Below are 16,259 nucleotides of genomic sequence, written 5' to 3'. Positions count from 1 at the left end.
ATAATGATATAATTAGTGGCAATATATTAATTACATATCATCAATAATTTCATCTTTGCGTTTATCTAACACCACCCTACCGCCAGACACCACGATAGTTCGATTAACAAGATCCAATATTTTCTTACGATGGGTAGCAATAATAACTGTTTTACCGGAAATCCAGTTGCTCATTTTTTTGACGAACTCATCTTCTGTCACATCATCCAGTGAGGAAGTGGGTTCATCCATAATAACAATATTAGGATTACGCAATACCAGTCGAGCCAACAGAATAGTCTGCTGCTGTCCGCCAGAAAGACCGTGCCCACCCTCCTGGATAATATAATCTAAACCCGATGGTAGCTGGTTGATGAAATTAATGGCACCGGTTATCTTAATGGCTTCAATAATATCTTCATCCTGGGCCAAGGGGGATCCCAGTGTAATATTTTCACGAAGCGAACCGAAAAATAGTCGAGAGTTTTGACTCAGGTATCCAACATCACGACGCAGATCGGCGGGATCGATATCATTAATATTGATACCATCCAGAATTACTTCGCCGGACTTCTGATGCATCATCCCTGAAAGCGCGTTTAACAGCGATGACTTACCCGAACCATTGCGCCCAAGAATGGCAATACGCTCACCCGCTTTGATCTCCAGCGAATCAATACTCACCGCGATTTTCTGACCGTCTACCTGATGCGTAAAAGCCGCGTTGGTAATCGAATACTGGCCTTCGATAAATTTCTTGTGAATCAACCGCTGATGTTCCGGTTGATCGATGGGTAATTGCATTATCGAGTCGAGACCAGTCATCGCGACTTTGGTTTGTTGCCAACGAGTTATGATGCTCGCTATTTGCGCAATAGGCGCCATCATTCTTGAGCTCAGAATGGATGAGGCCACTAATGCCCCGGTTGACAGATCGCCGGACATAACAAAGGGAGTTCCTACCAGTACCAGGCATACAAACACCGAACTCTGGACGAAATATGACCAGGTTGTTAAGGTATGCGTCAGATGCTTTAATTCCAGACTGTTTTCTGCCGTCGTCTTAATGTAGTGCAGCCATTGCTGTTGAAAGCGATGCTCGGCTTGCAAAAATTTGATGTCGTCCAGCCCTTGAACCGTTTCGACCAGCATGGCGTTACGCAGACTGGATTCTCGCGTAGCCGTGTTGGCTAACCTGAACAGTTTCTTTTGACTTAATAGACCAGGAAGCACCATAAGAATGGCCCCAGCTAAAGGTACGAGGAAGACAATTCCCCCCAAAAAATAGATAATTACCAGGAACATAAAGAAGAACGGTAAATCCGTGATGGCAACGACGGTTGACGAAGTCATCATTTCACGAACCTGTTCCAGTTCCTTTAGCTGAGCAATAAACGACCCTGTTGATTTCGGGCGATAAGGGTTTTTAATCCTCAAGGCACGACCAAAGACCCTGTCTGAAATAATCAAGTCTGCACGCTTGCCGAGGATATCAGTTACGCTATAGCGAATTAAGCGCAAGGTGAAATCAAAAATAAGCGCCAGGATCACACCAATGAAAAGCACCCACATTGTAGGATGTGACTGTGCTGGAATGACACGGTCGTAGGTCTGCATAGAGTAAGTAATACCGGCCAGACCAAGCACATTGACAAACAGAGACCCCAGTATGACCAGATAGTATGGTTTCATGTCGGCAAAAATAATTTTCCAGACCCAGTACTTTTCAGCCGGCTTGATGTAATCATCAATGCGAGGGTCGGAGACATTTTTGGCCGGGCGCAGCGTGATAATTCTACGACCTTCAGCGCGGACCTCATCTTCTTGTAATAGTGAGATCAGCTCATTATCTTCAATAAACGAGACAACAAAATTTTTATCTTCATCAATACTCTTGATAATGGCCAGACGGCCATCTTTCATTTCCAGCACTTGAGGAAACAACCACGAATTAAAGCGATAACCCGCAACAGCGTCTTCCTTAAAAGAAAGCCCTGCCCGGCGACTCATAATCTCTACAACTTTACTGCTTGAATCTTTATCATGCCATAAAGATGTTATCAGGATATTCTGTTCTGAAACATTGAGACGATAATGGTGCGCGATAGTCACTAACGCGCTTTTCCACTGCTCCAGATAGTACTCTTTGGCGCCACTGTCATTTTCCATAGAGGAAAAGAAATCCATATCTTGCACTATATCATCCTTTATTTTTCATTAAATTAATTAATTTGCCAGCATAGTACAGACTTTCCATGGCAAGGTTCGACACGGTATAATGACTATTAATGATGTCGGCTTTGGTCTGATGGATCTCGGCTTCAGCGCTGGTTAAATCGGAAACCGAACGAGCCCCCAACTCCAGATACTGTGACATATAAAGATTACGCGTTCTTATAGCGCTCTGCTCCCTTTCGCGTTTGTTTTCCAGGCTAATTTTGGTGTTTCGCATTTGGCTCGAATATTCCATTATCCTCTGATCGGCATTATTCTTTTCAGCATCTAAGTTAAATTGCGCAGTATTGAGCGCTTCTTGTGCTTGCTGTACCTTAGAAGATACAGATCCGCCCTGATAAAGCGGGACTTTTACATTAATAAATGCGCCATAACGGTCGCGGTTTTTGGTGGTGCCATTGTTAGTCGATTGTTCAGTCAAATCATGTTCATAGTAAGGCGCCAACGTTATTGTCGGATAATATTCATTCTTTTGGACATCGATTTGTTTTTTGGCGATATCAATTTTAGCTCTGGCAATCCTGATTGCCGGTGAGTCAGTATTAACTGGATTATCACGTAAGATATTATTATAGAGTTCTTCGATTTCATTAGGGAACTCCATGATAATACTGGCTGATATTTTTTTATTTAATAGATGATCCAGAGTTGCCAGCCATTTTTTATATTGTGATATATAATCATTATAGTTTGAGAGTGCTTCGGCTACTCTGAGGTTTGCCTGAGAGTAATCAGATTCAGCGCTGGCCCCCAGCGCAACGCGTTTTTTCGTTAAATCTTTGATCTTAGAAAAACCGTCAATACGTTCCTTTGCCGCAGCGCTGAGTTGATGATAGCGGACTATTTGCAAATAGGCGCCAATCGTCTGATAAAGAATATCATTAATCTCTTTTTCTATTTCGTAGCTGGCGCTGGCGACATTCAGTTGAGAGAGCTCAACCCGGTCACTGGTGCTACCAAAATCATAAATCATCTGCTCAACTGATAAGTTGAGTTGATTGGTTTTATTATTATCATCACTATAATCATCTTTGGCGATACCGGAATTAAGGCCCATTTGCACATTAGGATAATATGCAGATTTAACCTCATCTATCATCGATTTTAGTCTTTCCGATTCAGCTATTGCCCGTTTAATTTCCGGGTGCCAGCTAACGGCCATCAGCATTGCGCTGTGCAGATTATATTTTTCTTTTGAAGAAATAATATTTTTTATAACCGTATCTGCAGGTGCAGCAGGTGGCAGTTGTTTTGCAAGTTGAGTTTTTTCAACCGGTTTAGCATATACAACTGGGGCATCATTGGACAGTGGCTTATTTGGTTGTGGAGTTTCTGGTGACGTTGATGATTTATCCTCATTAACAAATGAAACGGGAAAAGTGATAAGCTCACAGGAAGCACTAGCAATCATTAACAGATTTCCTATGGCAACGGATAAATAGAGTCGTGCTTTATGAGTAAGTCCCACTGGATAGCTCCCTGAATTATAAATACAACGCGTTATCATTCCATGATGATGTATATCTGGTATCGTGCATGAAGGTACATCTCATGACACCGTTGAGAACCACATACTGTAAAGCTATGTGGCTGACCAATCCCGGCGGCTAACCGATGTAGCAGCCGGGAAAGGTATTACTTAGAATTAAGCAGCAGCATACTGATAACTTTCTTCATTTAGCTGTAGCTGATTGACGATTTGATTCAGTGCGTTATATTCTCCAGAATCTTCAGCACCTTGTTGCTGTTCAGTAACTTTGTTTTCTGCCACGACGGAATTGTTTTCTTCACCTACCAGAGAATCCAAATTGATATCGTTGGCATTATTTTCCTCCGTCAGCGAAGCGAGCTGTTCATCAGTCAACTCTTCGTTTACTGCTTCCTTAGAAGCCTGTGAAGCCTGAGAAGTCTGCGAATCAACCATTTCGTTAAGCGAAGTTACGTTGCTATCAGAGTAAGTGGCTAACTCATTAAGCGTATTGGTCATGGTGGCCAAATCATCAGTAGACAAACTTTTCTCGCTGCCTTCACCCACAGATTTTTCCAGAAGATTATCAACCGTTTTTTCTGCGCTAACGAGCAGTTTATCAAGGGTTTCAGCCGCTGGTTTCGCCGCCTCGGCAGCAGTTTCAACGGAATCAGCTAAAGTATTGAGCGCATTGGCGGCCACATTGTCATTGGAGGAGCCGCCAAAAATTTTCGCGACAATATCGTTAATGATATTAGAGATCGTTTCCAGCGGATGAGTGATGCCATAAATAACTTCGGAGATAAAATCAATGATTCCCTTAAATGGACTCAAGATGGCATCAATGACCGAGTTAATAATATCTGTAACCGTTCCGACTGGGTCGCTAATAAATTTGACCATCAATGTAAGAGGATCGCCGAGCAGTTTTAATATCGAATCAATCGGATTAGTAATAAAGTTAAAGATGGAGCTAGCCGTATCAATAAAGAACTTACACGGCGCAAGAATAATATCTATGATATCCTGGAATATGTTACCAATAGCGCCAAACGGATCGCTGAGGAAGTTACCAATGCATTCTATGAGATTACCAATAACTTTGCCGATAGCCTCAAACGGCGCGGCAATAAAATCAATAATAGAACCTACTGTATCAATAATAAACTTGCATGGCGCAAGAATAACATCAATAGCACTCTGGATCATATTCCCAATAAAGCCTAGTGGATCTTTAAAGAAATCCTGAATGCTATTGGAAATAGAAGAAAAAATATTCTTGAGGCCTTCGATCGGCGAAGAAATAAAGTCAATAATGGAGTCAATGAAATTATTGATCGGCGTATCTGGAGTATCGGAATCAGAGTTTAAACCCAGCATCCCTTTTATAAAGGCTTCGATTATGGTTACCGCCGATGTCCCAGCACTCATGGCGATCGGGAGACCCATGATCAGCGCCATGCCCAGTTTCGTGACCAGGTTGACAACATTACTTAAGCCATAATGAATAGCAATAAGAACGCCGTCAATAGCCAGCGTGAAATCTGAAACCACACTGGCAATAGGTATTAATCCCGGTATAAACTGCAGGAATCCTGTAATAATTCCCAGAATCCATTCGGCAATGACGCTTATAACTTCAACGCCTAGCTTAGGAATAGCCATAACTGCGACGAACAAATCGCCCAGTACTAATGGAATCAGTGGGTTTTGCAATAGCGATTGCGAGAAATCAGCGACGAAATCCTCCATCGCGGAGGAATCACCGTTTAGTAAGGCGGTAAATCCTTTAACCAGGGTTATCACCCAGCCGATGGCGCCGGTAACGATCGCAGGCAGGCTAATAAGACCAACACCGATACTCTCTACAATAATTTTTAAGCCGTTACCCAGGCCATCTACGAGAATCAGTATACCATTAAAGATATGTGGAATGGTTCCTAATGGTCCCCATATCCCTCCCAGAATACCGGTGATAAATCCTGTAACCCACTGAACCATATTGGAAATAAAGCTTAATGGCACGTGAATAACTTCAACGAGTGCTTCCCAGGCGACCAGGGCGACGCCGGTCAGTGCCGCAGGCGCGGATTCGAGCAAAAAGTGGTAATCACTTAACATCGGAATAACCGATTTAAGTGCTTCTAACAATCCTTTCGGAATGGCAATAATCGCATTCCAGATGCCGCTGAGAATATCTTCCAGGAATGACGGTTCGTTTTCAGCATTGAGGGTGGCGGCGTCGGATTGAGCTTTCTCCACTCCCGCAATATCAGTGGCGTCGTTTACCGCCTGATGGGCTGCGTCCTTTTCATCCTTGCTCAGGTTATCCATAGCGTCGATCGCCTTGTTGGCGCTATCTTTCGCGCCATCAAGGTTATTGCTGGTGGCATCGGCCAGCGCTTGCTCCAGGCCCGCCACGCCTGTCGCGTCGTTCACCGCCTGGTGAGCCGCTTCTTTCTGCTCGTCGCTCAGATAGGTCATGTCGTCGATCGCCTTGTTGGCGTCGGCTTTGCCTTCCTCAAGGTTTTTCTCGGCAGCGGCGGCTTCGGCTTTCTCCAGGCCCGCAATGTCGGTGGCGTCGTTCACCGCCTGGTGAGCCGCTTCTTTCTGCTCGTCGCTCAGGTAGGTCATGTCGTCGATCGGCTTATTTGCGTCGGCTTTACCTACCGCAACGTTTTTAGCGGCAGCGGCGGCTTCGGCTTTCTCCAGGCCCGCAATGTCGGTGGCGTCGTTCACCGCCTGGTGAGCCGCTTCTTTCTGCTCGTCGCTGAGATAGGTCATGTCGTCGATCGCCTTATTGGCGTCGGCTTTACCTTCCTCAAGGTTTTTCGCGGCAGCGGCGGCTTCGGCTTTCTCCAGGCCCGCAATGTCGGTGGCGTCGTTCACCGCCTGATGAGCCGCTTCTTTCTGCTCGTCGCTGAGATAGGTCATGTCGTCGATCGCCTTATTGGCGTCGGCTTTACCTTCCTCAAGGTTTTTCGCGGCAGCGGCGGCTTCGGCTTTCTCCAGGCCCGCAATGTCGGTGGCATCGTTCACTGCCTGGTGAGCCGCTTCTTTCTGCTCGTCGCTGAGATAGGTCATGTCGTCGATCGCCTTATTGGCGTCGGCTTTGCCTTCCTCAAGGTTTGTCGCCGCGGCAGCAGTCTCTGCTTTCTCCACGCCCGCAATATCGGTGGCGTCGTTCACTGCCTGGTGAGCCGCTTCTTTCTGCTCGTCGCTCAGGTAGGTCATGTCGTCGATCGCCTTATTGGCGTCGGCTTTGCCTTCCTCAAGGTTTGTCGCCACGGCATCAGTCAGCGCTTTCTCTACGCCCGCCGGGTCCATCGCGTCTTTCACCGCCTGGCGGGCCGCTTCTTTCTGCTCATCGCTCAGATAGGCCATATCGTCGATCGCCTGATAGGCGTCGGCTTTACCTTCCTCAAGGTTTTTCGCCGCGGTATCGGCCACCGCTTTTTCCACGCCCGCAATGTCGGTCGCGTCGTTCACCGCTTGCTGCGCCTCGGCTTTCTGCTCGTTGCTCAGGTACGCCATATCGTCGATCGCCTTGTTGGCGTCGGCTTTGCCTGCCTCAAGGTTTGTCGCCGCGGCATCGGCCTCGGTTTTTTCCACCTGCGCAATGTCAGTCGCGCCATTGATCGCCTGGTGTGCCTCGGCCTTCTGCTCGTTGCTCAGGTACGCCATATTGTCGATCGCTTCATTAGCGTCGGCTTTACCTTCCTCAAGGTTTTTCGCCACGGCATCGGCCAGCGCTTTCTGCACCTCGTCGACGCTGGTCGCATTATCAACGGCTTTCTGAGCTTCAGCCTTCTGTTCGTCGCTCAGGTACGCCATGGCGTTGATTGCCTCACTGGCGTCGGCTTTGCCTTCCTCAAGGTTTTTCGCCACCGCGTCAGCAAGCGCTTCCTCTACGCCCACAACGCCGGTCGCAACGTTCACCGCCTGTTGAGCCGCCCCTCTCTGCTCATCGCTCAGATGCGTCATGCCGTCGATCGCCTGATTGGCATCGGCTTTGGCTTCTTCAAGATTTTTCGCCGTGGCGTCGGACAGCGCTTTCTGCACCTCATCTACGGTGGTCGCATTTTCAACGGCCTGGTGAGCGGCTTCTTTCTGTTCGCTGCTCAGGTACGCCATAGTGTCGATCGCCTGATTGGCGCCGTCTTTCGCTTCCTTGAGTTTGGCTTTGGCCTTATCCTGGCTAGTATCACCGCCGTCATCGTTATCATTAACGGCGGCAATGGCGAGACCACCGATCGCAACCGCGGCGATTAATGGCACGACCCATACATAAACATCGCTATCGTTCGCGGCTGGTTCAGCCGCGGTAAACACCTCTTCAAAGCTCTGTAATGGTTTAAATTGCAGACCGTTGAATTGTTCTTTGTCGAGATAATCAGCCTCAAAAATCTCCTTACCATCGTCAAAAACCAGCTTCTTTTTTGTGTCGCCAAAAAAGTCTTCGATGACGATTTTTTGATTATCTTTCATTAAGATATTAAGGGCGTTCTTATCCTTTTGTACGCCCGTGACATCCCTCGCAGATACAGGTAAACGGATCGCTCCGCTTTCGACCGGGGCAGCCCCTGTCATTTCTGCCGTGCTTGCGAGTTTTTCGCCTGTTGGCGAGAAAAAATCTATTGTTCCATTCATATAAATTCAGTCCATATTTATTAATAAAAAAGAAAACACACGGTGATAAGCTCAAAACCACCCAGGAACATCCCTATTCCATTTCTGATTCAATGTATTTTCTTATAGTTTGAAGAGCTATTCTCCTGAGCTCCTCTTTAGCTTATTTGCGGTGTATCAGCCTTTTTCCCTCCCATACCCTTAATAATGTCGAGAATGCCATCGAGATTAAATACAATGGCTTCTTTCATCAGTATGATAATATCTTGCGGAGCCGAGAATAGTTTTGTAAGCTCGTGGAAAGATAGTTTTACTTTTTGTTCATCCTCTTTGATAGAAACAATCATTCCCTCAGAGAGTACTCTTTTTACCCATTTCTCTAAATTACGACTATCGATTACACCAGACAGTGATTTTAATAACTTCATTACATCTGGCTTAGCGCCCTGCTCGGATACAGCTGAAAAAACACCTTCCAGAGATTTTTCGCCCAGGTTATCCAGCAGCGGCGTAAGAATATCTTTCTGTAAATCCGCAACAAACATCAGGCGATTCCACGCTTGTAATTTTACCAACATGAATTTTTTGTCGTTCAGAACAAACTCTTTAGTTTCCATAATGTTTTCTCTGGCGGGATGAATAGTGTTTCAGGAGAAGACCGCCCTCTCTCCCCCCGAAAAATCAATGTGCTTCCCCCGATTACCGGGGATGGTTACGGCCAACTCAAACGCGCTATCACAGCGCCGATGAATAAACCACCAGCGTCTACAACCTCTTTCCTGCTGAGGGTAAAGAAAGTAATAGATTGAATTAAATGCCAAGATAGTAAGCTTTGCGCTTAATTTAAAATGAAGTTAGCTTCATTATTCTTATCAACATCTACCCAACCCCTAAAGTTATCTTTACTTACCTTAGCAAAACACAATAACTCATTGATAAAAAAACAAATTACCACGTACTTAAGATATAAAAAAAACGGCGTTTTTTTGACGATGCTCTGCCCATCAACAGGCTCGCTGGCCGGAGAGAGCCGCAAGAAAAACGATAACCAGAAGTGGCTCCGGTTATAGCTGTAGTATGAAAGGGTTACGGCGATTCTCTAATGCGACTGGACGCCGCTGAGGGGGTTCCTTCGGACGAACGACGTCCGGCGCCTGGAATGTTGATAGTGTCATTATGGCGAGGGTATAATTCCATGATTGCAAAAAAGAAAAACAATTGAAATCAATGGAAAGCGTAAGCACTTCTTATCATCTATCCAGAAAAATGCGGGACGTTCCGTGGCCACATTATCCTATGGCATTCCCTCACTTTCCGGTGGAGGGAGAGAATATTTCCCTCCTTATAATATTCTCTCCCGCTTGCAAGGCCCCTGCCGCGTTAATACACTTTATAAAAATGCTCCATATAACTATATTTACCAAGAACAATATACCGGGAAATTATGGTGAAATAAGAAATCCGCCATTTGGATAAAATAGAAATCCATCTTTATAAAAAACCATCATAATAAACATTCCTACCACCACAGTATTAACCACGAACGTTTACATCTCTCTATTTACATACCAACCTTTAATAATAATAAACATCAAAACACGTCGCATGGCGTGACTGATTGCAGACATCAGTCCATATCTATCACCTACCGTGTCCCCGCTCATTCCTTTTTATCCTTACTTTCCGAGCGCTTACTGCTCCGATCTGATATTCCCTCCATTCCCTACAACTGAGATTTGCCCTATACGCCTTTCCGCTTTCATTCGATTCCTATTAATCATTGCAATCCTTAAATGAAATTGGTAATTATTCTTATTATTGTTTTTGTTAACACCCTGTCTGGCACGGTACCCCCAACGGTATGTGCAGGCTAAAATTAAAATTCACCGGCGGAAAAGGAAAAATCATCAGATGTATGCCCGCGAGTCTCGCTCCACGCCCCCGCGCAGGACGCTTTTTGCCATTTTCTCTTGCCTTACGCTCAGTTACAGCGCTCCTGTCTTAGCAAAACCCGATATGCAGCCGCTGGGGCCCAATATCGCCGAAAAGGGTTCGGCCTTTTACCACTTCAGCGTCCATCAGTTCGATTCCGCCGACGGCGCACGCCACTATCGGGTGTGGACGGCAGTGCCGAACAAAGCCGCGCCGCCCACCGGCTACCCGGTGTTATACATGCTTGACGGTAATGCGGTAATGGACCGACTTTCTGACGAGCTGCTCAAACAGCTCACGGCGCAATCGCCGCCGGTGATCGTCGCGGTCGGCTATCAGACCAACCTACCTTTCGATCTGAAGGGCCGGTCCTTTGACTATACGCCTGTTGACAACAGCAAGGGCGCAACGCCGACTGGCCGTAAAAACGGGGGGAGTCATGACTTCCGTCAGTTGCTGGAAACACGTATCGCCGCCAAAGCGGAGCAAGGTCTGCATATCAATCCGCAGCGCCGCGGCCTGTGGGGCCACTCCTACGGCGGCCTGTTCGTACTCGACTCCTGGCTGTCGTCCTCGTACTTCCACGCTTATTATAGCGCCAGTCCATCGCTTAGCCGGGATAACTTTGCGCTACTTAGCCGCATCACGGCGGCCGAACCTGCGTCGTACTGCGGCAAAAGTCTGGTCATTTTGGAAGGGTCAGCGACGCCGGGCGATAAGCGGGATTCGAAGGCTGATCAAGTGCTAACAAAAGTGAATACCGCGATGACTACGCTGAAAGAGAAAGGGGTAGATGCCGCTGTTTGGGATTTTCCGGGCCTGGGCCATGGACCGATGTTTAATGCCTCTTTCCGCAGCGCGCTGCTAGATATCAGCCGTGAAAAAGCTGAACGCGTACCAGACTGCCACTAATCCAGCCACTGCCCGCATGACACGGGCAGTGAAACCTTCCACAGCATGCCGTGCGGCTAGGGCCACGGATAATAAATATGTTCCGCCTGTTCGCGCGCCGGCGCTTCATCGCCCTGCAGCCGAGCCGCCAGGGTGAAAGCGAAATCAAATACCTTGCCCAGCCCCCGGCCGCTGAGCAGATTGCCGTCTTCCACGACGTCGGCATCCACGTACACGCCATCGCTCACCTGCTGCCAAAGATCGCCGGAACAGACATAGCGACGCCCCTTCAGCAGCCCATTGCCGCCCAGCACGCGGGCGGCGGCGGAGCAAATCGGGCAGATATATTTACCCGCTGCATCGTGGCGGCGAACAAAGGCAATAACCTCCGCGCTTTTCGCCAGATTAACACTGCCTTCCGGGCCGCCCGGCAACACCACGGCATCAAAGGTTTGATCGAAGCTGGCCTTCAGGGTGCTATCCGCGATCGTTGGGATAGCGTGGTAGCTCACCACTTCGCGACTCTCGCCGCAGGCAATCGTCTGCACCGCAATATTCAGACGGCGCAGGATATCGATAGTGACTATCGCTTCCCCCTCTTCAAACCCGGGGGCTAATAACACGGCTACGTTTTTCATCTCGTTCTCCATTCCTTGAGGATTACCAGTACGGGTACCAAATCTGTCGCAGCCGCGCCAGCAGCTCAAGATAGAAATAGTCACCCCAGCTACAGCACTGATCGACGCCCTTTCCGCTGCCCATATGATAAACCGAGTGCTGCAGCAGCCCTTCGGTAGGGTCATCGTCGTGGGCCAGGTAGTTATCGGTCAGCGATAGCGCAATGCGTAGCGCCATCTCTTCGTAATACGCGCGGTTGCCGTCGAGCGTAGGCAGCGCTTTGACCAGCTCCAGCAGGCCGCAGGCGGCAATCGCCGCCGCCGAACTGTCGCGCACGGCATCGGTGCCGAGCAGCGCCAGATCCCAATGGCAAACATCATCTTCCGGCAGGCGGTTGAGGAAGTAGTGCGCCAGGCTGCACGACAGCTCAACCATCTGCTTATCGCCGGTGTGCTGATAGCTCAGCAGGAAACCGTAAATGCCCCACGCCTGGCCGCGCGACCAGCATGAGGTATCGCTGTAGCCCTGATGGGTGTTGCCAAAGCGCGGTTCGCCGGTCTGCACATCCATATAGTAGGTGTGATAAGTCGAAGCGTCTTCACGCACGATATAGTTCGCCGCCTGCCCGGCGTGCGCCGTTGCCGCCTGCGCGTAGCGCGGGTCGCCGGTCTGCTCGCTGGCCCAGTACAGCAGCGGCAGATTCATATTGCAGTCGATGATCATTCGCCCCTGCTGTTCCGGATCGTTTAAGTCGCCCCACGCCTGGATAATTTTGGCCGTCGGGTTAAAACGCTCCATCAGGCGCTCGGCAGCCAGCAGCGCCGACTGGCGAGCGGCTTCATTGCCGGTAAGCCGCCAGGCGCTGATGCAGGAGAGCGAATAAAGAAAGCCGAGGTCGTGGGTCGCGGTGTCGATACGCTGCTCAATACGCCGGGCAAACGACGGTAAATAGCGCTCGGCGGCTTCGCGGTAGTGCGCTTTGCCGGTCATCTCCCACGCCAGCCACAGCTGGCCCGGCCAAAAACTGGTGGTCCACTCTACGTTATCGGTACGCGGCCAGATGCCGTTTTCACAGGCTTCGCCGGGGAACTTATCGCCGAAGGCAACGATATTTTTGTCGAGCTTGCGCGTCACGCGGGCCAGCGCGTCTTCCAGCTTCTGGCTCAACGCCAGGCGGTCGACCTGATGCAGTTCTATCGGCCGCAGCGCTTCGGTGATAACAGATTTGGTCATAACAACTCCTGAATTAATGTTTGGCCGGTTCAACCGAGGCGGTATCTAAAGCCGGAGTAAAGGGTCGTGAGGCATCGCGCTTCGACTGGCAGCGCGATAGCGTAAAAGCGGAAATCAGCGTAAACGTCAGGGCGCAGCAGCCCATCAACAGATAGGTATGCTCAAAGCCGATTTTGTCGTACAGGTAACCCGCCGGTGGCGCGACCACAATCGATCCGACATAAATCATCGCCTGGTAACCCAGCAGGTACATCGTGGCGTTAACCCGACGATGGAAGTGTTCGGCGATGTATTTGAAGACCGAAATCAGCAGCAGCGCGATCTCAACGCCGTAAAACGGTTTGATGATGGAGATGACAATCGGGTCATTGGTCAGGCCGGAGGCAATCAGCCTCGCCCCCACTACGCAGCCGCAGAACAGCAGGCCGCGCTTGGCGCCATAATGGTTCACCAGCCATGGGATAAACATCATCATTACGAACTCCATCCCCGACTGGACGGTACTCAGATAGCCGTACCAGGCGTTGCCCTGCTCTTTGGTGGCAAAGAACGAGACGAAATAGCGCGGGAACTGCTGCTCGGCGATGAACATCATCCACGCCACTCCGGCGACGTAGAGGCTGAACATCCAGAATTTGCGATTTTTCAGCAGCATCAGCACATCGGCAAAGACTATCTTATTCGCGGAAATGACGTTGTTATTGCGCAGCTGCTCATCACCGATTTTGAGACTAATCAGCACCAGCAGCATCAGTACCGAGGTGCCGCTGCTAAGCAAAAAATTAGCCAGCGGAGTGAAGTTAAACAGCAGTCCGGAGACCGAAGCCGCCATCGCCCAGCCCAGCGAACCCCACATTCTGATGCGGCCAAACTCCAGCCCGTACAGGCGGCTAAAGCGGTCGGCGTAAGATTCGGAAGCCGCCACCCCGGCGTACCAGCCGAGGCTCAAATACAGCGCGCCGATGATAATCCCCAGCGTCGCGTGGCTTTGCAGCAGCGGCTGGTACACCAGCGCGAAGAACGGCGCCATCAGCGCGGAAATGGCGCAGACAAAATAGAGCAGCCACTTGCTCATGCCGATTTTGTCCATGATGTAGCCGTACACCGGTTTCAGGACCACCGCGAAAACGCCATTAATGGCGAACACGCTGCCGATGGTAATGCTATCGAGGCCTACCTTCTGGCTCAGCCACAGCGCGTACAGGCCAAAACTGGATGACCAGGTGAAGAAGTAGAGAAAAATAAAGGTACTCATTTTGTACTGCGCGGCGCGTACGGATGATGATGTGCTCATAGCGATGCCTCCAGGGCCAGAACGAGCGTCGTTTCTTGTCGTGCCGTCACGAAGCGTACCGCGTCATCGCTAATGAAGGCCTGTGGGCAGTGTTGCGGTTCGAAGTCGGCGGCATTCCCCGCCCATACCGCGCTTACCAGGCAATGCGTCCCCGCATCGAGCTCGCCGCGCAGCACCGGCACCGCCGCGCGTTCGGCGAACAACAGATTGCTGTTCGGTGGCGTCAGCACCGTCTCGCCGCGGCGGGCGTGCGGATGTAAACAGAAAATCGCCGAGATATCGCGGGCGCTGCGTAAGCAGCAGGCGCCGTCACTCTCTTGCGCCTGCGGCAGCGGACGATTCGCCAGGCTAAAGCCGCCTTCCGCGCAATCCAGCGCGCGCTGGGTAGCTATGCGGTGGACGCGCAGTTGCCAGTCGCCCAGCGCCAGTAGCCAGCTATCAATCACCACGTCGCGCCACGGCAGCCAGCGGCTGTAAATAGTGCCATCAGCGGTAACCACCTGCTGGCATTCGCGGCGACCGCGCCAGTAGTTATCCTTTTCGGCCAGCAGCAGCATCGAATCGGGAGCGGCATGGTTCAACCCGTAGCGCCCCCGTTCAATGGTGAAACCAAAGCGGGTGGAGTAGGCAAATTTGCAGTATTTCGCCTCGGTATTAACGAAGTTGTTCAGCTCCAACTGGCCGGAAGTCAGCATCCACAGGTGATCGGCCTGATGTACCAGCACCTGATCCGCATGGGCTATTGTGTGCTGCGCGGGCAGCGGCGGCAGCGGCAACTCAGCCGCCTGCCAGAAGGCGTCGCCCTCGCCTAACGCCAGCACCAGCATGGTTTTCAGCCCCCAGTACGGTGAACCCGGCGCGTTGTAATCTTCCGCCATCGCCAGGTTCGGGTAGCTGTAGCCGACGCTCAGTACGCCGTCGCGATCGAACATCGGCTGTTTCAGCCACCAGCGCAGGTGGCGCAATACGATGCCTTTAATCACCCCCGGCGAAAATACCTCCAGCCCGGCGAAGGCCGCCGCGCTCCAGAACGCCGCTTCGGCAAAGCGATAGGTCAGACTACGGCCGAACGGGATCGCCGCGCCGTCATCGGCAAAGAAATGGATGAAGTCAGAGGAGAAACGCGCGGCCCGCTGACGCAGTTCCGCACAGCGCTGCGGATCGACATCGGCCATCAGCTTCGCGTAAATCAGGCCATAGAAATGGAAGCCCATCGAGATGTAATAGTCGCGCGGGCGGCCCGGACCATCCGAGTACCAGCCATCGCCGAGGTAATAACGTTCCATGGCGGCAAAATGATCTTCCCGCGCCTGCGGATTGGTCGGCATTCCGCAATAATGAAAGCCAACCTGCACCAGAATCGGAAAGAAGTGCCAGTTATTATCCGGGATATCCTGGGTCTCGCACTGCTTTAGCCAGCGCCATAAGTTCTCTTTTTCCACAGCGTTGAAGTGCGCCAGTACGGTTTCGCCCGCCAGCGCCAGCAATAGTCCGTAAGCAGCCATCTCGACAATGCGTTGATCGTAAGGTGCGACTTCGCCCCAGTAATCGGCATGCTGCGGATTGGTGCCGTTTTTTATCGCCTGTAAATAGAAAGAGAAATGCTGCGGCTCGCTGCCGCCAGCCAATAGCGGCGTCACGCCCCACAGCAGCCGGGAAAAGGTTTCCATGCTCGCGACCTGCTGGCCGTAGTGAGCGGTGAAGTTCGCTAAATCAATGCGGCTGGCGTCGTTTTTAAAATAAGGCGCTACCGCATTCAGCATTTCATTGACCAGCCGTAGCACCTCTTCCCGGCTTGTCAGTGGGTTATCCAGATGAATATTTTCAGGTTGCACAGGGTCCTCCCGTATAACACGAGGGTAGAGGTAAGTTATTGTTATTAGGCTTTTATCAAGCCACGTGTGCGACGTCTGGATGAAGAGTAACCGCTTTTATTCCCGGCGCTGAGTGAGCGGACTCACAAAATTAAACCGCCATTTC

Annotated in this window: 9 protein-coding genes; 1 reads left to right on the top strand and 8 read right to left on the bottom strand. The window is 50.3% G+C overall.

What is annotated here, in order from left to right:
* Positions 1-30: 30 nt before the first annotated feature.
* The 4 genes from ABLV78_RS03785 to ABLV78_RS03770 all read right to left on the bottom strand — a co-directional run bounded on the left by ABLV78_RS03785 (position 31) and on the right by ABLV78_RS03770 (position 8,928).
* Positions 31-2,166, bottom strand: coding sequence for a type I secretion system permease/ATPase (locus tag ABLV78_RS03785; RefSeq protein WP_052766958.1), 2,136 nt, complete (start codon positions 2,164-2,166; stop codon positions 31-33).
* 13 nt (positions 2,167-2,179) lie between these two features.
* Positions 2,180-3,625 (bottom strand): TolC family protein, encoded by a 1,446-nt coding sequence (locus ABLV78_RS03780; RefSeq protein ID WP_165430587.1) that lies wholly within the window; start codon positions 3,623-3,625, stop codon positions 2,180-2,182.
* A gap of 234 nt (positions 3,626-3,859) precedes the next feature.
* Positions 3,860-8,332 carry a BapA/Bap/LapF family prefix-like domain-containing protein gene (locus tag ABLV78_RS03775; RefSeq protein WP_512171714.1) on the bottom strand — a complete coding sequence of 1,491 codons (4,473 nt, stop codon included), beginning with the start codon at positions 8,330-8,332 and terminating at the stop codon, positions 3,860-3,862.
* Between the two features lie 137 nt (positions 8,333-8,469).
* Positions 8,470-8,928 (bottom strand): phage tail assembly chaperone, encoded by a 459-nt coding sequence (locus ABLV78_RS03770; protein WP_047042966.1) that lies wholly within the window; start codon positions 8,926-8,928, stop codon positions 8,470-8,472.
* A gap of 1,294 nt (positions 8,929-10,222) precedes the next feature.
* On the opposite strand from ABLV78_RS03770, the gene ABLV78_RS03765 reads away from it, so the two are divergent.
* Positions 10,223-11,155: an alpha/beta hydrolase gene (locus ABLV78_RS03765; protein ID WP_047042971.1), complete on the top strand. Its 933-nt coding sequence runs from the start codon at positions 10,223-10,225 to the stop codon at positions 11,153-11,155.
* 56 nt (positions 11,156-11,211) lie between these two features.
* Here ABLV78_RS03765 and ABLV78_RS03760 read toward each other — a convergent pair whose 3' ends face one another.
* The 4 genes from ABLV78_RS03760 to ABLV78_RS03745 are packed head-to-tail and all read right to left on the bottom strand — an operon-like array spanning position 11,212 to position 16,114.
* Positions 11,212-11,772, bottom strand: a complete 561-nt coding sequence (locus tag ABLV78_RS03760) for a DJ-1/PfpI family protein (RefSeq protein ID WP_047042974.1) — start codon at positions 11,770-11,772, stop codon at positions 11,212-11,214.
* Between the two features lie 22 nt (positions 11,773-11,794).
* Positions 11,795-12,985: a glycoside hydrolase family 88 protein gene (locus tag ABLV78_RS03755; protein WP_047042977.1), complete on the bottom strand. Its 1,191-nt coding sequence runs from the start codon at positions 12,983-12,985 to the stop codon at positions 11,795-11,797.
* Between the two features lie 13 nt (positions 12,986-12,998).
* Positions 12,999-14,279: an oligosaccharide MFS transporter gene (locus ABLV78_RS03750; protein WP_015369698.1), complete on the bottom strand. Its 1,281-nt coding sequence runs from the start codon at positions 14,277-14,279 to the stop codon at positions 12,999-13,001.
* The gene (locus tag ABLV78_RS03745) at positions 14,276-16,114 is read right to left on the bottom strand and encodes a DUF2264 domain-containing protein (protein ID WP_047042979.1); all 1,839 of its coding nucleotides are present in this window, start codon (positions 16,112-16,114) and stop codon (positions 14,276-14,278) included. Before ABLV78_RS03745 ends, ABLV78_RS03750 begins: the two co-directional genes overlap by 4 nt.
* Between the last annotated feature and the right edge of the window lie 145 nt (positions 16,115-16,259).

Source organism: Klebsiella sp. CN_Kp075 (genome assembly GCF_040065055.2).
Lineage (GTDB): Bacteria > Pseudomonadota > Gammaproteobacteria > Enterobacterales > Enterobacteriaceae > Klebsiella > Klebsiella aerogenes.
This window is presented reverse-complemented; position numbering and strand designations above follow the sequence as displayed.